8 protein-coding genes are annotated in these 20676 nt (G+C 35.5%); all 8 read right to left on the bottom strand.

Going from position 1 to position 20676, the window contains the following annotated elements; genetic code table 11:
* Positions 1–287: 287 nt before the first annotated feature.
* On the bottom strand, positions 288–5036 hold the full coding sequence (gene chiA / locus GIY83_RS03200) for a T9SS-translocated chitinase ChiA (protein WP_208684682.1): 4749 nt from the start codon (positions 5034–5036) through the stop codon (positions 288–290).
* 495 nt (positions 5037–5531) lie between these two features.
* Positions 5532–7598 (bottom strand): beta-N-acetylhexosaminidase, encoded by a 2067-nt coding sequence (locus tag GIY83_RS03195; RefSeq protein WP_208684675.1) that lies wholly within the window; start codon positions 7596–7598, stop codon positions 5532–5534.
* 159 nt (positions 7599–7757) lie between these two features.
* Positions 7758–9695: a glucosamine-6-phosphate deaminase gene (gene nagB / locus GIY83_RS03190; RefSeq protein WP_208684673.1), complete on the bottom strand. Its 1938-nt coding sequence runs from the start codon at positions 9693–9695 to the stop codon at positions 7758–7760.
* Positions 9696–9812: 117 nt separating this feature from the next.
* On the bottom strand, positions 9813–11390 hold the full coding sequence (locus GIY83_RS03185) for a SusD/RagB family nutrient-binding outer membrane lipoprotein (protein WP_194618836.1): 1578 nt from the start codon (positions 11388–11390) through the stop codon (positions 9813–9815).
* A gap of 10 nt (positions 11391–11400) precedes the next feature.
* Positions 11401–14448, bottom strand: a complete 3048-nt coding sequence (locus tag GIY83_RS03180; protein ID WP_208684665.1) for a SusC/RagA family TonB-linked outer membrane protein — start codon at positions 14446–14448, stop codon at positions 11401–11403.
* 351 nt (positions 14449–14799) lie between these two features.
* Entirely contained in the window at positions 14800–15825 is a 1026-nt protein-coding gene (locus GIY83_RS03175) for a glycosyl hydrolase family 18 protein (RefSeq protein WP_208684663.1), read from the bottom strand.
* Positions 15826–15914: 89 nt separating this feature from the next.
* Entirely contained in the window at positions 15915–17435 is a 1521-nt protein-coding gene (locus tag GIY83_RS03170) for a SusD/RagB family nutrient-binding outer membrane lipoprotein (RefSeq protein WP_194618857.1), read from the bottom strand.
* Positions 17436–17446: 11 nt separating this feature from the next.
* The gene (locus GIY83_RS03165; protein WP_194618865.1) at positions 17447–20635 is read right to left on the bottom strand and encodes a SusC/RagA family TonB-linked outer membrane protein; all 3189 of its coding nucleotides are present in this window, start codon (positions 20633–20635) and stop codon (positions 17447–17449) included.
* Between the last annotated feature and the right edge of the window lie 41 nt (positions 20636–20676).

Below are 20676 nucleotides of genomic sequence, written 5' to 3'. Positions count from 1 at the left end.
CGGGAGGCACAAAAGGAACGGATTGCTTCCCCAATTCGCACTTTCAGGCTCGGGTGCAGGAAATAGCTCCTAAAAAAAATCACTATTAATTTTACTTCACCTTAAAGCATAAAAAAACCTGACAATATAATTGCCAGGTTCTAATGCTCGCCTCCGGGTGAAAACCAAATAACAAATCACCTAAATTTGATGCATTTATTCGAAATAAAAACTAGATTAAAAAATAAATAACCAAACTCAATTTTAACCGTCCTAATTTTTTTATTTCTAAATTTTCATTCATTTAATTAATTTAAAAAGTTCATTACTTTCAGTGATTTTTTGTTTCCTGCTTTGTCTGTTACGATCACTACAAATATTTGTTTTGTTGAGAAACTATAATTTTGAAGCAGTACTTCTTTATTATTCTGAATGTTTTTATGACTTATCAATAATTGCCCGATGGTACTAAACACGTCTACCTGAGCGATATCCTGGGTGTCATTTGTAACTGATAACGCATCGTTTTTGAAATAAGCCACAGTTGCGTTATTTGCTTCGATAGTATCCACTGAGAGTTTTCTTGCTGTTGACTGCGAAGCAAAATAAGCGGCATAGGCTTTAGATAATTCAGATGAATTACCACAAGAAGATGCATCCCAATTTACAGACCAGGTCATTAAACCTCTTAAAGAAGGATATGGTCCGCCTGGCTGCATAGTATATGTTCTTCCTGAAAACGTGGTTCCGTTTCTTAAATAATCCATAGCACTAATTCCTTCTGCCGGCGTTAAATAACCGCTGCCTGCTGCACTTGGACAGGCTGGTAATGCAATAAGAACTTTTGAGGCAGGTAAACCATCAAAATGCATTCCTGTTGTACCAATGTTATAGCCTTTTATCACCATATCAGTTAGGGCTGTTACCATGTTTGCTTTCTTGGCTGAACCATAATATTGACCATCTAATCCGTTTTCTCCTCCTGTATTGTACAATTGTACCGCTAACAAATCCAATTCATTACGCAAGTTTTGAATGATCGGCAGGAAGGAACCAAAAGTATCTGTGTAGGTAGAATATCCTCCTTGTACGTATTGTGTTTCCGGAGCTGCAGTTAATAAAAATCCAGGACCATAGTACGCTTTTAATTCTTTGAAAGCATCTACTACGTTTTTTAATCTTGGATAAGCAGAAATACCCGCATAAGAAATATTTCTTAAACCTCCTGCATTAAAATTCATCGATCCGCCCTCAAAATCAATATCAACTCCATCAAATTGATACTCATCAATAATTGCTTTCAGACCATTAACAAAAATATTTTTTTGAGTTACATTGTCTAAAACAACATGACCATTTTGACCTCCAATAGAGACAATAACAGGAACGCCGCTATCTCTTAAGGATTTAATATCGTTTTTCAACAATTGCTTATTGAAAACACCATTGGTCAGATATCTAGTGTCATTTGTAGTTAATACTGGTGTGTAACCATCACGATTAACTGTTTCTACAAAAGAATAATCAACTACGTTAAACTTACTTCCTACCATTTGAGAAAAATATAAAAATGGAGCACCAGTATTTTCCCAGGAATGTGCGTATCCTAAAATAATTTTGGATGGAAGCGGGATAAATCTATTGGTGCTCACCGGAGCAATTTTAATTGTATTATTTAATGTAGTTACACCAGATTGATTATCGGTTGCTTTGATTACAACTGGATAATCCTGATAAGCAGAGGGTGTAAAATTATACGTATAGGTATTGTTTGTACCTGCTGTCATGTTAAACGTACCTCCATTTATTGTAATAGTAACACCTGAAACTGATCCGTTACTATCAACAGCTGTAACTGAAATTGGTACAACCTGGAAAGAACTTTGGTTTACAGTGGTATTCGATGGTGAATTCCAAGTAATTACTGGCAAAGAATTTGGACAGTTTGCACCTGAACAACTTAATGTAAAACTATATGTTTTAGAATCTGTTGTTCCGTTTGATGCAGTAGCCGTAACGGTTAACGTATGAGAAACTCCAAACTGATTTGCTGCTGGTGTCCAAATAGCTGTATAAGTTCCTGAAGAATTGGTAGCACTCAAACTTTGTCCATCTAAACTAAATACAACAGATGAAATTGTAGTGGCATCAGCAGCACTTAATCCTACACTTGCAACAAAATTAATTGCTGATCCTAAATTTATAGCTATCGCCGAAGCTGTTGGCGCTGTAATGGTAACCACTGGCTTAGTCGCAACCACCGCTTGTCTATTAAAATCATAAACAGTTGGAGTTGTTGGCATTGCAAAGTTGGATAAGTTATTTGGATAATAAATCACATCACCGTTTTCCCAACCATTTAATTTTAAACTTAAAACTTGCGTATAACCTGCTACAACTGAATTATCAAAACTATAATTTCCTGATGCATCTGTTGTGGCAATAACACTTTTCCAGTTGTGGGTATTATCTGTCCATGGCACCACCAATTCTACTTTTGCTCCTGCAACCGGGGTCGTTCCATTTTTTACAGAACCACTAATTAGGTTGGTAACAGCTAGTGCAGCTGCTCTTGCTGTAGAACCTGTGCTGAAATTATAAACTGTGGGATTTGCCGGAACTGCAAAATTTGCCAGATTATTTGGTAAATAAACCACTTCTCCGTTTTCCCAGGTGTTTAATTTTAAACTTGTAATTGTTGTATATCCTGCTACAACTGCATTATCAAAACTGTATTTTCCTTGTGCATCTGTTATGGCGATAACACTTTTCCAAGGGTGTGAGTTATCTGTCCAAGGTAAAACTATCTCTACTTTGGCACCAGAAACAAAATTTGCTCCGTTTTTAACAGTTCCGCTAATTTTACCTGAAGGTGTTACAACAACATCCTGAGCAAAGTTTAATGTTTTATTGGCAACTAAATTGGTATAAACTGTTGAAGCCGGTGTAAAGGTTTGCCCTGTTAAAGCTGCTGTTACCGTATAATTTCCTCCAGAAGGCAAACTAAGCGAATAAACACCACTTGCGTTTGTAACTGCTGTGAAATTTCCTGTTGTAGAAGTTGCTGTAACTGCTACACCAGAAACCGGCGTTGTTGAGTTAAGAACTGTTCCGCTAACGGTATAATTAACAATTGGTGCGCCCTGAATAAAATTCAGCGTTTTGTTAGCATCGATTGCATTATAGACTGTAGAAGCTGGCGTATATGAAAATCCTGATTTTGCAGCTGTAAGGGTAAAATTAAGTCCAGCTGTTAAACCGGCAACGCTATAAACTCCGCTTGCATTAGAAACTGCAGTTAAAACTGTTGTTGCTGAAGTAGCCGAAACTGTTACCCCAGAAACCGGAGTTGTTCCATTAAGAACTGTTCCGCTAACGGTATAAGTAGGTTGTGTTCCGTTAATAACAACACCTGCTTGATTTACTGCAACATTATTTAATGTCACCGGAACAAAAGTATAAGAAGCTTTTAAAGCAGTTAATGTATAATTTTGTCCTGAAGTTAAGTTATTGAAGGTGAAATTTCCGCCAGGAGAAACTACGGTCTGCAATACTACATTGCTTGCATTACGCAATTCAACAGTAACATCCGGAACTAAAGCTGCTCCGTTTTTTACAGAACCTGCAATACTTACTGTTCCCGGAACTACACTCCCAAATGAAGTATCTATCTGATTTAATAATGAATTAGGAATAGAACCTCTGGTATCCTGAGACAATTCCCAAACCATACCTCCGGCTAAATTTTTTGATTTAATATACTGCACTTTTAAATCCATTGATTGCTTATCTTCATAAGAGATAAACTGTTTTAAAGTCGCATTGTATAAATAAGGAACTTTTGTTGTATTATCGAAATAACGTACCCATCCTGCCGAAGCTGCACTTGGAGTAACTAGCATTGTATTTGGATCTAAATAAGCATGTGAATTCGTTACCGGATTCCCTACTAAATCGCAAATTTCGATGCTTCCCGAACGTTCGCAGGCTGCTGCTCCATCCCAGGTTCCTATAGGGTTTTGTGGGTTTGTACATCCCGGAACTATATCTCTTGGTGCTGAAACGAACAATCCGGGTAAATTAGGATTGGTTCCGTTATTGGCTACATGATCAAATTTTTTCCCGTAGAAAGGCAATCCCATGATTAATTTATTGGCAGGAAAACCAACTACATTAAGATATTGATTTGTTAATTCGTCCAAAGATTCTGATTGTGCTGCGCCATATAAAGGATCATTTGCGTTTCCACTTCCGTATAAAGGAGCGTTGTAGCAGGTTTTATCATACCAGTTTCCTCCAAAATCATAGCCAAAATAGGTGATATAATCACAATAAGTCGAAATGTCTTCTGTCATTCCGTATTGCGATCTGTTGTTTGGCCCAAGATATTGTTTGGATACATTTCGAACATTGTTTCCCGCAGCAATTGTAACTAATTTATTGGGCATTGCCTGACGCATTGCTTTCAATAAATAAACTAAGTTTTTGTTGTCGTCCGGGCTGTACTTTTGCGGAGGAATTGGTGCTCCGTTGATTACTTCAGTACCATCTGTTCCTCCTGAAAGAGGATATTCCCAGTCAATGTCGAACCCGTCAATAAACGGATAAGTGGTAATGAATTTTGCCATGTCTGCAGCCAGAGCGGCTCTTGCAACAGGACTTGCTGCAATTGGAGAAAGATCCTGACCTTTTGTCCATCCTCCTACAGAGATTAAAACTTTTAAATGAGGATACTTTTCTTTTAACTTTTTCAAGTCATAAAAGTTTCCTTTTACCGGAGCATCCCAAGGGATTCCGCCTTCCATATGCTCAAAATCGGCATAGCTATCCAAACATAATAATTTGGTGTTCTCAGGATGGGCCGGATCGTAAGTTGTCCCATAAAAAGAATAATTCAAATGCGTCAATTTACTGCCGTCTATTTTGGGGATATTAAAATCCCGGGCATAGATAGACCATTGCGCATAATACCCCACTACTTTTTTGCCGTGAGCTGGTTGGGCTAACGCGAGTAAGGGAAACAGTAACAAAAAAAGCAATCTGTAATAATGTTTCATAGTTAAATTAATATTGGTTAATAGAAAAAAAATAAATATTCCAATTACAATAAATTATGCACCAAAACACGGCACATAAAAACAATAACTGGGTTTCAATAAATTGCAAATAGAAAACATTGCAACTCACAGGAAATTAATTCATATTACTTCTAAAAATAAATACTACTATTACTGATTTTCCATAATCATTAGTGAATAGCACTGATTGATATTTATTTAATTTAAAAAAAAAATTAGGTTAGCAAATGATAAATTTGGGGTTCATCAATTTTAATACTCTACTTGTTTGTCATGTTTATACTTTATTCTGTTTTATTTGGTTTTAAATGTTAATAATTCTTATTTGGTTACTATATTTTTTATTTGATTTAATAATTTTAATTTAGTTGCTCTTACCATATTCACCTCTACCAGAAACTTCTGGTAGAGATAAATAAATTACTAATAATCATGGTAACAAAACTTACTAAATACTAACTCAAACCAAACTCTTTAAATTAATTTTTTAAGACTTGCATATACTGATAACTCAACATCTGCATGATCTTTTGTATTACATTGCTCTATTAAACTTTTTAGATCATCAGCTTTTAATGTTGATTTGTTCTCTAAAACAAGTAACAATTCCTGGGATGCATCTGTTAGTTTTTTAGACAAAGGCAAAATTGGCTGTAGTAAAGGAGCATTGGCACTCAAAGCAACTAACTCTTTATTTAAGGCAATCCATCTGGTAAAAAATGCCGTTACTTTTGCTTTATTTTCCGGTGTTTTATTGGCCAGATATTTTGTTACTGCGTCATCAAAAGCTAAAGAATCTGTGGCATCCGGTCCACAAGCATCAGCAAAAAGTGTAAATGGTGAATACATTTGATACTCCGTTCCGCCTTTATTACGTGTATATCCTTTTAATGGTTCGCAAACATTCGAAAACTCATCTAGAGAAGCAATGTTTTGATTGTTTGTGATGTTTCTTAAAATAACATCTTTGTTGCGAATGTGTGTTAATCCTAATTCTTCTAATCTAAAAGAAACTACTTCAAGACGTTTGCGCATATTGGCTACATCTGTAATATCTTCTGCTGACCAAAGTCTCTCTGCAATTGCAGCTGTTCTTGGCCAAAGTCTTGAATCGATCGTTAATGGCGTTACCAGTTCTGTCCACATTGTGGCTTCTCCACCCAAAATTCTTGCTTTTTCATCAGCAGTTAAATTGGCACCTTTTGGCATAGGATCATTCAGATAGTGGCTTGCAATTGGGTACATTAGATCGATATAATATCCGTTTGATAAAACTGTTTTGTATCCTTTTTTTACTGCATCAACCAATGACTGACCTGCAATAACTCCTTCGTTAGGACCTCTCCAGGAATGAATAATGGCATCTTTTGACATGTTTTTTGTCAAAATCTCTTCCCATCCCATTAGTTGTTTACCATGTTTTTTAAGCATTGGCACTAATTGCATGGTAAAATAAGTCTGCAATTCATGGTTGTTTGCTAACTTGTTTTTCTTTTTAAATTCCTGAATTTTTGGGTTTGCATCCCAGTCTTTACCTTCGTTTTCATCTCCCCCGATATGAAAATAAGCGCCTGGGAATAATGGACAAACCTCATCAAAAATTTCACTTAATAATTGATATGTTTTAGGATTTGAAGGATCTAATGTTGGTGAAAAAATACCCGCATTTCTTTCAATTCCATAGGTGGCGATTGCCGTACCCTGAATATTTTTTTCAGAAGTTCCTCCTGTCAGTGTAATCACTTTGCTTCCTATCTCCGGGTAAGCAGTAAGTATTGCAGATCCATGACCAGGAACATCTATTTCCGGAACTATCAAAATACCACGCTCATCAGCGTATTTTACGATATTCTTGATTTCCTCTTGTGTGTAATACATTCCATCCGAAGCTAAGTCGATTAGTTTGGGATGTTTTTTCATTTCAATTCTCCAACCCTGATCGTCTACTAAATGCCAGTGGAAAACGTTCATTTTCATAGCAGCCAATCCATCAATGTTTCTTTTGATTACATCAATTGGCTGAAAGTGTCTTGAAACATCAATCATCAAACCTCTCCAGGTAAACCTTGGGAAATCTGAAACTTTTGAGTTTGGAAAATAAAATGAGTTATTGTTATTCTGCAACATTTGCAATAACGTTTCAAGGCCGTGAAGTGCACCTAAATCGCTGGTTGCATTTATTGTAATTTGATTTTGTTTGATATCTAAATGATAGCTTTCATCTTCGTACAAACCAATTTTTCCCGCCTTAGTACAATTGATCTGGAGTGAAGCTGTCGGAACTTCATTTAATTTGGTAATAAAACCTTGTTCGAAAAAAATACCGGTTCTACCATCTAAGCGACGTAAAAAACGAGTTACTCCTCCAAAAATTCGAGGATTAGGGTTTCCGGTAATGTTTACTTTAAAATTTTTATTTAAAGCAAAATTTCCGTCGTTTAAAACAACACTCTGAGGCCACGGCATAAGATTTAGCTGCTCTTTTTGAATTTGAGCACTAGAAGTTACACCTGCTAATAGTAGGACTAATAAATATTTCATTTTTTACTGTTTTTGAAAAAGATGTTATCCGCAGATAACAGTATTAAATAAATAAGAAACAAAACTCAGAATGATCTCTATTGAATCCTCACTTTCCTTATAAAATCAATCTGAATTTTGTAATGTGATTCGCTCTCACCCGAATCTTATATTTTAATTTTAGTAATCAAAACGTTTAAAGGCTTCGATTGCTTCGTATTCTGCCAATCCTAAATCATCGTATAAAATGGCGGTGTTTTTGTTACGGTCTTCGGCTCTTACCCAGAATTCTCTTGAGTCATTACCTTGAAACATTACCCTGTCTTTTTGAGATTGATGATACAAAATCGCATGACGTTTTAAAAGTACTTCTGATGGAGAAAGCGGAACGGCCATGTCAATTTCGTGAATGTCCCATTCGTGCCAAGCTCCTCTGTACAACCATAACCAGCAATCATCCATATATTTCTCTGGTTTTAATTGTTTCATTGCTGCAAAAATCGCGTTCAGGCAAACTTCGTGCGTTCCGTGAGGATCTGCCAAATCTCCTGCGGCAAATACCTGATGCGGTTTTATCTTGGCGATAATATCCTTTACAATGGCGATATCTTCAGCTCCTAATGGATTCTTTTTTACCTGTCCTGTTTCGTAAAACGGAAGATCTAAAAAGTGTGTATTCTCATCTTTTAAACCAATGTATCTTGTGGCTGCATAAGATTCTCTTCTTCTAATAAGCCCTTTTAATTTTCGAACTTCAAGAGAATCAATCTGGTTTTCTGATTTATGGTTTAAAAATTCAATTACCGATTTAAAGTTGATGCCACTTCCTGCGTCGCCCACAAAATCTTTGGCAACCTCAGCAAATTTTAATGCTTCGTCGTCTGTAACGGCTATATTTCCAGAGGTTTGATATACAACATGTACATCATGACCTTGTTTTATCAATTTTGAAAAAGTTCCTCCCATAGAAATCACATCATCATCCGGATGCGGACTAAAAAGAATCACTCGTTTTTTTGCAGGATTGGCTCTTTCCGGACGATGTGAATCATCGGTATTGGGTTTTCCACCCGGCCATCCTGTGATGGTATGCTGCAATACGTTGAACATATTAATATTCAAATCATAAGCAGAACCTTCCTGCGCCAAAAGATCAGACATTCCGTTGTTGTTGTAATCTCTGTCTGTTAATTTTAATATCGATTGTTTTGTTTTTTGGCACAACCAAACAATCGCCTTGCTTTTTAATTCTTGTGTCCAGATGCATTCTCCAACGAGCCAAGGTGTTTTAAAACGGGTTAATTCTGAGGCTGCAGACTGGTCTAATACAAATGTTGCATTAGCATGATTTTGTAAAAAAGTAGCCGGAACTTCTGAACTGATATCTCCCTGAATGGTTCTCTTGATGATATCGGCTTTGTTTTGCCCCCAGGCCATTAATATAATTCTCTTTGATCTCATGATCGTAGAAACTCCCATGGTAATTGCTCTTTTAGGAACGTTATCAATACCATTAAAATCGGATGAAGCGTCTACTCTTGTAATATGGTCCAGTGTAATAATTCTGGTTCCTGAATTGATGTGTGATCCCGGTTCGTTGAAACCTACGTGACCTGTACGCCCAATTCCTAATAATTGAAAATCAAGACCTCCGGCATTTTTAATATTCATTTCATAATCGATGCAATACTGATTCAGTTCATCAATATGTACTGTTCCGTCAGGAATATTAACATTCTCTGGTTTGATGTCAATATGATTAAAAAGATGCTGATGCATGAAATAATGATAGCTCTGATTGTTCTCTTTGGTCATTGGATAATATTCATCCAGATTAAAAGTAATCACGTTGCTAAAGCTCAAGGCTTCTTCTTTGTGCATTCTCACTAACTCTTCGTATACTTTTATAGGAGAAGAACCTGTTGCTAAACCTAATACACAAGATTTTCCTTTTTCTTGTTTAGATCTAATTAATTGCGCAATTTCCTGCGCTACAATTATAGAAGCTTCTGCTGAATTTTTGAAGATTTCATTATGGATTTTCTCAAATCTGGTCTCTTCAAATTTTCCCGCACTTTTATAGCTGATATCAGGTTTTATTTCTAAAGCACTTTTCATTTCTTTTTCTTTTTTTGCTATTTACAATTTTGGTTTTTGAAATGGTATAAGCAACTTGCATTGCTTATACCATTTACTAACCAAACTTAAATTCTTATAGTTCTTTGATATTTTATTTTAGAAATTTGGAGCATTAACATCCCACCAGGTTCTGGTTCCACCATTATCAGGGCCTCCTAATTTTGCTAGTCCTGTTTGATACCCACCAGGATTTCCGTCTTTTTCACTAGAAACAAAAGGTATTCTTCTTACACCAAATTCAGTAGTAACTGTACCACCACTTTGATTATTAAGAATTGGTAATAATTTTGGGTAACCTGTTCTACGGTGATCAGCCCAAGCTTCCATCCCATCAGGGAAATTAGCAATCCATTTTTGAGTAATGATTTTTTGCAGTTTTACTTCGTTGCTTGCTGCATTATCCCAGGCAACAGTAACTTTATTTACCGCTAAACCACTATTAGATGGGGCAACCGGATCTACATAATCTTTAGCCATTTTTACATTATCAGCGATATAATCAGCAGCACCGCCAGTAGCAAGCAAATCAAATGATGCATTAATACCAGCTTTATATAATGTTTCAGCGTCACCTCCCATATTCCAACCTCTTAGAGCTCCTTCTGCTCTTAAAAAGTAAACTTCGGACGTATTCAACCATACTACTCTTTTATCGTCTCTTATTATCTTACCAAAATTTGAGAATGTCATATGTATGGTTTTATCTCCCTGATTTCCTCCGGTACGAACTCCTTTGTATTCTCCAGGAACTTGCTCAGATGTTGCAAAATAAACCTGCATTCTAGGATCATTGTAACCTCCCATAATAGACTCCATATCTGCAGACATACGGCTGTCATTGTATTCATAAGCAGCTACCTTAAGAGGATGCTGTGATACATTCTTAGTTACTATAAAACTATCGCCTGCAACTTTCATTACACCAAATTTTTGGCTAATGGCTTTTTCAGCTTCAGCTTTAGCTAATGCCGGATTTACTTTTACAATACGCATTGCTAATCTCAAGCGCAATGAATTTGCATATATAACCCATTTTTTATAATCACCTTCATATGTTGAACGATCTATATTCGTAAAAGAACTTTTCTCTCCGGCATCGATTCTTTTTGTTAATTCTGTTACGGCGAAGTCTAGATCTTTAAACATTAATCCATAAGCTTCTTCCTGAGAATCATATGCAATTGTTGCATCAGTAGTACCTAATTTTGAGTACACAATTGGCCCCCATGAATCTGCTGCTTTATGTAAGGTTTGTACTTTAATAATTGTAGCAAGAGCGTAAAACTCATCATATTTACCTTTAGCTGCAGCTTCAACTTTTAAGTAATTTGCCATAACTTGTGTGTACATAGCTTCCCAGCCCCAAAGATTCCAGTTATCAGAAAGTGCGTATGAAAGATTGTTAGCTCCATCAAAACCTGGAGGAGTTGTGTAACCTCCCCAGTTATTTCCAGACAAGTCAATAGCTACCTGGTACTTCCAACCCGGAACATTCACCATCACATTATCGAACATGGTCGTAAAAGGACCTTTTATATAATTAAAATCCTGTTTTAGTTCGTCTTGTGTAAAAGCATCAGGATTGCTATTAATCTCGTTGAAATTATCTGTACAACCAACTAAGGCTAAAAGACCAAAACAGATTAATGATTTTTTTATATTATTTGTTTTCATGATATTTTAATTAGAAAGTTACATTTAAATTAAGACCAATACTTCTTGTTGATGGCATACCATAAATATCAACTCCTTGTAAGCCTTGACCTGTACTCAAAGCAATGTTTGGATCAAAAGGTGCGTCTTTATAAATAAAGAATAAGTTTCTTGCTATTAATGATAAAGTTGCTGTATTAACAAAAGGAAGTACTTTTTTATTGAAAGTATAACCAAGAGAAACCTCTCTTAAACTTACGTTTGTAGCATCGTACACATATTCAGCTGTAGCTCCGTTAACTCCGGCAACTGTAGTATAGTATTGCTCAGCAGGCATAGAAGTTACTTTTGTACCATCAGGTTTCACTGCATTTATTGCAACACCTCCTGCATTTCTTGCATCTCCACTTCTTTTTGAAACTCCATAAAAATCATTCATAGATTCAGTAATACTCATTACCTCTCCTCCAAAACGTCCATCGATCAAGAAATTAGCTGTAAAAGCTCCAAATTTAAATGTGTTTGACCATCCTAACATAAAGTCAGGATTTGCATTACCTACTTCGCGCAATCCAGCTTCTAACGACACATTTCCTTTATCATCTAAAACAATTTCTCCCTGATCATTTTTAACAATATGTTTTCCTTCAATAACTCCAAAAGGTCTGCCTTCAGTTAAAGCATATCTGTAATTGATATTATTTACAGGAGTTAAAGGAATTGTACCTCCTAATTCTTCAGGAATTTCTTTAACTTTATTTCTATTTTGAGAATAATTTACAGTAGTATCCCAAGAAAATTTATCTCCAGCAATGATTTTTCCAGTAAGAACAACCTCAAAACCTTGATTTGCAATGCTACCGGCATTAATTCCATAATTAGCATAACCAAAAGGATTGGTTGCAGGGGCAGCAACTTGAACATATTGATTTTTAGTTTCTGAGTTGTAGTACGAAACCTCAAATCCTAATCTATTATTAAACATTCTCCACTCAGTACCAAATTCATATTCTGATTTTAATTCTGGTTTTAATGATTCACCTGGTCTTGGTCCTACTGAAGGATAAAGAATATTACCTCCTTGGATAGTTGATTTTGGAGTAGTTACAAAAGTCGAAATATCATTTCCTACTTGCGCGTAAGTTCCTCTCACTTTAGCAAAATTAACCCACTCTGGCATGCTTGTCATTTCACTTAAAAGAGCTGTAACCCCTACAGATGGATAAAAATAAGATGGAGTATCTGTATTCACTAAAGTAGAAGACCAGTCGTTACGTCCTGTAACATCTAAATACAACATGTTTTTATAACCAAAAGTTGCAGACGCAAAGATGGACTGAACTTCTCTTGAAGAACCTGTAGCCTGAAGACTTAAATTATCTAATCCTGTTGCAGGTCCAAAATTACCCAACGTAAACAAGTTAGCATTAACAAGACCTCCAACAATACCAGAATCTAAAGTAGTGGCATGATTTCCTAATGTATTGTTTATACTTGCCCCAATGATGGCATTAAAACTAAAATTTTCATTGAAATTAGTATTGATTTTAGCGATTAAATCTCCATAACGCTGTGTGCTTAATGTAGCAACATTGATGTATCTACCATTTATATTAGATAAGGAAATGTTGGTAGTTGCGTATATTCTTTTATCAAAATCGTTTTCAATTCTGTTATAACTATATCTCGCACCAATACTTAACCAATTGTTTGCTTTATAGTCTAGTGCTATATTTCCGTTAAAGAAATTGTCCTTATCAACAGATTTGTTTCTATTGATTAACCAATATGGATTCTGAACATAAATATCAGCATTTGGTGCACTATAAAAATTTTGTCCGTATAAATTTCGATCAGGCTGATAGGCTTCAAAATTATCCTTATAATAGTTAAAGTCATTTCCTCTTTGGAACAAATATACTCCTGTTAAAGGATTTGAGTAAAGTCCGTTTACAGGTCTGTTATCAATAGTTTGAGTTGTATATTTTGCATCAGCAGAAACCGTTAATTTATTATCAAAAAATTTCGCTGTCTGACGAATTCCAAAATTATTTTTCTTTAATCCATTCCCTTCTATAATTCCAGAAGCAGAAGTATTAGCATAAGATAAACTAGTTGAATTTACATCTGTTCCTGTTGTAAACGCTAATGAAGTAATTTGTGTAACTCCCGTATTAAAAAAATCTTTTTCAAAATCATTTGACTGCACTTTTCCTCCCCAAGATTTTTGAGCATTAGCAGTTCCATATTCATGCTGGAATTTTGGCAATGAATGCACCGATTCGAAAGTTGTAACAGAAGAAACTGCTAAATTTGATGCATTTTCTTTATTCTTTTTAGAAGAAAGCAAAATAACACCATTTGCTCCCTGAGATCCGTAAAGTACAGAAGCAGCTGCACCTTTAAGTACTGTCATTCCTTCATAATCATCAGGATTAATTAAAGAAACAGTATCACCTCCATCACGGTTACCTCCGGCAGTACTACCAAATGAATCATTTGGCTGATTTGAAGAACCATTATATAAAGGAATACCATCAATAACATAAAGTGGCTGGCTATTCATAATAGAAGAGTTACCACGAATAATTACTTTAGTAGATCCTCCGGTACCTCCAGAACTTTTTGTTACAGCTACACCGGCAATTTTACCAGCAATTGTATTGATAACGTTGGCATCTTTTACACGAGTTAACTCTTCTCCTTTAAGTTCCTGCGCTGAATAAGTTAAAGATTTTCTAGTTTTCTTAAGACCTAATGAAGTTACAACAACCTCTGTAAGAGCATTTGATGCTGCAAGAGCCATTTTAACATTAATTGTAGCGGCATCACCTACAACTATTTTTTGTGTTTCAAGACCTACATAAGTAAAAACTAAAGTCTGTCCCTTTTGCACTTCAACTGTGTACAAACCATCAAAATCGGTAGTAGCACCTTTTTGACCTCCTTGTACTGCAACGGATGCCCCTGGCAACGGCAACCCATCAGAATCTGTAATCACACCTTTGACACTCTTTACTTGTGCAAGTGAAACCTGCGCCGTAAAAACAATCATAAAGATTAAGAAAATTTTTTTCATGTTTATTTATTTTGTTAGTTATGGTGTAAATTTATTCTTAAGGGATTGTTAAAAAAAATATTTTATACAAACAGCTTTAAATTTTAAACCAACGACATAAATCAATCAATAATCCGTTTCACGAAAACGTTTTCAAATTAATATATGTGCTATGTTTAACCTATTTACCAATGTTTTATGCAGTTATTTCACTTATTTACTAAATAATCATCATCTACAATAAAAACCTAATAATGTGAGTTTTACGACAAAAAAACACTTTAAAAAGGCGGATTTATTCGATAAAACAGAATTTTTAGAATAGTTAAAATCTTATTAATTTAAAGGACATATGCAGTCTTGAATTTTAATTTAGTTGCCACACAATCCTGTAGTTCTCACTTTTAAGCTTGTATATTTTTGATGAATTACATCTAATAAAGAATATTCGCCAAAAGAATCCTGAGCAATTTCCCAAATCATTATTCCTCCGGTATTTTGAGAAGCAAATTCAACTTTTTTAGCAATGGTTGATTTTCCGTTGTAATATATTTTACCAAGCTCGTCCTGATCTGCAAATTGGGTTCCTGCCATTATAATATCATTATAGGTTGAACTGGTAACATCAGGATAGGTAAAATTATAGCCGTAAAAAGGCACACCAAGCGTTAATTTATCACTTGGTACATTTTGAAGTTTATGCCAAAAATCAATTCCTTCTTTAGCAAACTCAAAAGAGCTGTGCTGACCCGGCTTATCAGGAGTCCAGGGGCCCGTACTATCGTAAGCCATAATATTAATAAAGTCGAATGCATTTAATGCTGCCTGAGTTATATTTTCGAAACGCGAATTATTAGGCAAAGCTGCCGTTAATAATTTTTTACGCTCGGCAAGGCTCTTTTTTAATTCAATTACAAAACCACTATATCCTGAGGTCACAGCATTCCATTCGAGATCTACATCTACTCCATCCAACTGATGCAATTCGACAAAATTGACAATGTTCTGAATTAAAGCTGACCTGTTTTCTGGTTTATCTATTAAAAAAGACCAATTTGAGGCCTGTTCTTCTGATATTACTCCACCGGCGAGTGAAATACTAATTATAATTTTAGGATTAACTGACTTTGCATATTTAATCAGAGCATCCAGATCTCCGCTAAATACTATATTTCCATTTTTATCCGGGTTTGCAAACGCGATATTGAGATGCGTTAATTGACAAAACTGAATAGCATTGATTTTATTAAAATTATCCGAAGATAAATACCCAACAACTCTGGCTGTTTTATTTTTTGAATCTACAGGATCAGGTTGTTTTTCTCTCGAACAGCTGTATGCTGAAAAAAGGGAACTTATAAAAAAAAGGATGCCTAATAAGGCTTTATTTTTTATCATAATTTTGAATTTAAACTTGTTGTTTGTAATTTTAATTAGAATGAAAATAATACCTCATTAGGCATAACTTTATATTTGAGATTTATTTTTTAGTTTACATCCCACCAAACTTTACCAAACCAGTCATTCTTTCCTCCTAATCTCGCTAAGGCTTCCTGATAATTTTTTTCATTTTTTTGTAGTTCATCACTTGGATAGTACAAACGTGTTGGCACAATACCACCCGTTCCTGAATCTGAATTTGTAATTGGTATTAAGTGAGGATATCCTGTTCTTCTCCAGTTCGAGTATCCTTCGATACTATTAAATAGATAGGTAATCCAAATTTGTGTTCCAATTTGTTCTTTTTCTGTACCAGGCAATAAAGGTTTCGCATTTACATAAGCGTCGATGCTTGCCTGACTTGCAGGAGTCGCACCATAAATAGACAATTGTTTAATTCCTGCCTCAACACCTTTTTTGTAATATTCTGCAGCAGAACCTGAAACCCATCCTCTAAAAGCAGCTTCGGCTAATAACAATTGGCTCTCTGAATAACTTACGTGCAAGAACGGAGTTGTTCTTAATTTTAAATAAGGCTGTATACCAGAGGCTGAATTTGATCCTCCGGAAAGCTCCCATCTAAACACTCCCGGTTTAACCCCTTCGTACAATGTTTCTCCCGGCTGTAGTGGCGCACCCGGAACTATACTACTACTGGTTTTAGGAGTAGCGATCATAGTCAATCTTGGATCTCCGTTATTTTTTAAATAATCTATTAGTAAGGAACTAAAATGATCTCCCTGCTCATTTCCTATAAAACCATAAGACAATCCGTTTCCTCTATAGTCCAGTCTGGCTGGATCATCACTAAAGGGAAAATCTAAATGCTGCATAATACAGTTATCAGCATTGCTTTCAAAAACGCCATTTTGTAACGCTGCTTTTGCTTGTTTTTCTGCTTCGGCTGGGCTTACTTCAGAAATTCTCATCGCCGCACGCAAACGCATAGTGTTGGCTAATTTTTTCCATTTAGAAACATCTCCTTTATAAAACAAATCTCCTTTGATCAGGTCTTTTCCAACATTTAATTGATTATAGGCCTCTTCTAATTCTCTAAAAAATGAAGCATAAATATCTTGTTGTTTATCATATTTAGGTGTTACAATTCCTTTAGAAAAAGCCAGACCCGCTTCTGAATAAGGTACATCTCCATAAATATCTGTTAATCGCTGTGCCACCATTACTTTCATAATTTTAGCAACTGCATTCATATTTACAGCCGAAGCATCTTTTCCGGTTACATCCAGAATATCTACAACACTTTTCATTTCATGAGCATATACGTTTCTCCATAAGGCTACTGCATATTCCTCTGAATTATTAAATTTACCACCGTAGTTTGTTACTGCCCACGAACCAGAGTAATGCTGCACAAAACCTCCGGCATAAATTAGATTGGTTCTATGCTGATAGTATCCGTCTCCAGACATACACAATTGGGTAAATGAAAGCTGACCTGCCGGATTTGCAGATAACGCCACAGGATCTTTTTCCAGTTCGTCAAAATTTTCTGTACAGCCAACTACCGTAAAAACTGCAAGCATGGCTATTATATATTTGATTTTCATAATCTACTTTTTTAGAATGTAATTTTAATATTAAAACCATACGATTGTCTTGATGGTAATGAACCATATTCAAAACCTTGTCCGTTTCCTGAAGTATACATAGACTCCGGATCAATGTTTGGTAAATCTTTATTGAATGTCAATAGATTTCTTCCAAATACAGAAACATAAATTGAATTTATTTTTGCTCCGCCAAAAACGCTTTTAGGTATATTATACCCTAAACTTACCTCTCTTAATTTTACATATGAAGCATCATAAATAAATGGCGCCGGAGTAGCATCTGTAACATTTCTCCAATATTCCTGAGGATCTACAGGTTTGGTATTTTTTACATAAACAGGATTCTGAGCTGTTCCTGTATTTACCACTCCATTTGCTACATAACCACCTGTAGGAACCCAATTATTGATGTCGAAATTAGGATCGTTTGCAGCAGCTTGTGTTCTTGCAGCGATATACGCATCTCTTCCTTCTGTAGTTACATCTAATAATCCTCTCATTGCAGCAACTGAGTTTGTCATAGAATAAACATCCATACCAAATTTCATATCTAATAAAAACTGAAGCGTGATTCCTTTATAAGTAAATCTATTGGTTAAACCCGCTGCCCAATCCGGAACTCCTTTTCCTAAAACTACTTTATTATCTGTATATACAGGCATACCTTGTGCATTTACAATCATTTCTCCTGAAGGTGTTCTTTGAAAATCTCTTCCAATGATAGTACCGTATTTTCCACCAACCTGAGCAACAATCGCTGCGTTAGCCCAACGAGCCTCAGAAATTGTGTAGGTATTAATTTCAGGATGTAAAGAAAGAATTGAGTTTTTATTTCTGGAATAGTTTAAGTCAATTCCCCATTCAAAGTCCTTCGTTTTTATTGGTGAACCAGATAAAAAGATCTCAATACCTTCGTTACGCAATTCACCGGCATTTACAGAAAGATATTCATATCCTGATGTTGATGAAGAAGCTAAATCAAGTGTTTGATCAGATGTATCCTCACGATACACCGTTATATCAGCTTTTAATCTGTTTTTAAAGAAAGCTGTTTCTAAACCAAACTCGATTCCTTTTTTCGTTTGAAAAGTCAGGTTTGCATTTGGTGCCGATGTATTCTTAACATTTACAACACTTTGCCCGTCATAAGAAGAATATGTAGTATAATTTAATGCATTTTTATAAGCCCCTGGAGCATTAGAAACTTTTGCCCATGAAGCTCTTAATTTTCCATAAGAAAAAGTATCTCCCTGAATGTTAAATGCATCCGAGAATACAAAACCTAATGAAGCTCCCGGATAGAAAGCATCTTTATTAATAACGCTAAACCAGTCATTTCTTCCCGTAAACTCAGCATATAGATACCCTTTATAATCCAATTTTGCAGAACCGTAAACAGAATTTGTTCTTGTTCTTGTTTCTATTGGTGCATTTATTGTTTGCGTGGAAAAATTACTAATAAACTCTGTTCCCGGCTGAATAATATTGGTTCCCTCACTAGAATTTTCAGATCTTCTAAAATCTCTTCTAGTTGCTCCTAAAATTCCTGAAAAAGTCAGATCATTAGCTAATTTAATTCCGCTAAAAGTAGCAATGATATCCGTATTCATTTCAGAAACGGTGATATCACCTACTCTAAGATAACCAGTATCTCTTCCAGGCCATGTACTTCCAGGCACCATAAAATCTTTAGAATCAAAAATATAAGTATCTAAACCAGTTCTAAAAGTCAGCGCAACCCATTTTTCTAGTTGATACGTTCCGGCAACATTCCCTGTAAAACGATTTTTCTTAGAAGTATTGTGGTTTGCATCTACAGTTAAATAAGGATTTAATTGATAAATATTATTATTCCATTTATAAACTTCTCCAGTCTCCGGATTTCCATAATTTTTCAACCACGCCTGATCAATATTTGGCGCCAGACCACTTAAAGAATACCCCACATTGTTTGGTGAATCACCCAATCCAGGTCGGTTATTTGTAGTCTCTACCATATAATTTACATTAGCATCTAAAGTAAATTTATCTGATTTTAATGTACCGTTTAAACTAGCATTGTTTCTTTCTAAACCAGAATTAGGAACAACATCATCATTTTTCAGGTTATTGAATCCAAAACGAAGAAATGCATTTTCACTTCCTCCAGAAAGTGCAATTCCGTTTGTTGTTGTAACACCGGTCTTGAAAAAATCCTGAATATTATTTTCAACTCTTGCATAAGGTCGCATAGAACCATCAAATATTTTTACTTGTGTTCCTATACTATTTGAAAATTTAGGTCCCCAGGCACTGGTTGTATACCCGTAAACTTCGCTAGGTGCTTTTGTCGGATCTGGCAAAATTCCGTGACCTCCCGTACCATATTCAGTTTGAAAATCATCATATTTTGCATTTACACGGTCAAAACTAACACCACTTGTTAATTCTACTTGTAATTTTCCTTTGCTTCCTTTTTTAGTTGTAATTAAAATTACCCCGTTTAACGCTCTTGAACCATATAAAGCTGATGCAGCTGCACCTTTTAATACAGTAAGACTTTCAATATCATTTGGGTTAAGACTTGAAATTCCGTCTCCGTTATCTCTTCCGTCGAACCATTTACTGGCTCCGGCAGTGTCATTATTCAAACCTGAGTTATCAATAGGAACTCCATCAACAATATAAAGTGGCTGGTTACTCTCCCCTATACTTGAAATTCCTCTAATAATAACTCTGGAGCTCCCTCCAACTCCTGTGGCAGGCATAGAAATATCAACACCGGCAATTTTACCTGAAAGTGCCGACGCTACATTGGTTGTAATCACTTTATTAAGCTGATCACCTTTAATGTCCTGAACTGCATAACCCAATTCTTTTTTCTGTCTCTTGATACCTAATGCGGTAACAACAACTTCGTTTAAGTTTTGTGCATCTTCTGTGAGCACAACATTTACTGTAGCTGATTGTGTTACAGTAACTTTCTCAGTTTTGATTCCGATAAACGAAAAAACAAGAACATCTCCTGCAGATGCTTGTATCGTAAATTTTCCGTCATAATCAGACTGGGTTGCGGTTTTGGTACCCTGAATAATAATACTTACTCCCGGCAGCGGCAATCCGTTTTGATCGCTTACTAAACCTTTGATTGTTTTTACCTGAGCAAGCGAGAGCTGCGCCGTAAAAACAAACATAAAGATTAACATAATTTGTTTCATTTTATTATGGTTTTGTTGGTTAAGCGATAAATTTATTGTTA

The sequence above is a fragment of the Flavobacterium sp. SLB02 genome, from assembly GCF_009664855.1.
Classification (GTDB): Bacteria; Bacteroidota; Bacteroidia; order Flavobacteriales; family Flavobacteriaceae; genus Flavobacterium.
The sequence above is the reverse complement of the archived record's forward strand: the minus strand, read 5'-3'. Positions and strand labels throughout refer to the sequence as shown.

Bases quoted from the DNA above. Each gene is read 5' to 3' on its own strand.
- chiA (WP_208684682.1), bottom strand. From the start codon at position 5,036: ATGAAACATTATTACAGATTGCTTTTTTTGTTACTGTTTCCCTTACTC.
- GIY83_RS03195 (WP_208684675.1), bottom strand. From the start codon at position 7,598: ATGAAATATTTATTAGTCCTACTATTAGCAGGTGTAACTTCTAGTGCT.
- nagB (WP_208684673.1), bottom strand. From the start codon at position 9,695: ATGAAAAGTGCTTTAGAAATAAAACCTGATATCAGCTATAAAAGTGCG.
- GIY83_RS03185 (WP_194618836.1), bottom strand. From the start codon at position 11,390: ATGAAAACAAATAATATAAAAAAATCATTAATCTGTTTTGGTCTTTTA.
- GIY83_RS03180 (WP_208684665.1), bottom strand. From the start codon at position 14,448: ATGAAAAAAATTTTCTTAATCTTTATGATTGTTTTTACGGCGCAGGTT.
- GIY83_RS03175 (WP_208684663.1), bottom strand. From the start codon at position 15,825: ATGATAAAAAATAAAGCCTTATTAGGCATCCTTTTTTTTATAAGTTCC.
- GIY83_RS03170 (WP_194618857.1), bottom strand. From the start codon at position 17,435: ATGAAAATCAAATATATAATAGCCATGCTTGCAGTTTTTACGGTAGTT.
- GIY83_RS03165 (WP_194618865.1), bottom strand. From the start codon at position 20,635: ATGAAACAAATTATGTTAATCTTTATGTTTGTTTTTACGGCGCAGCTC.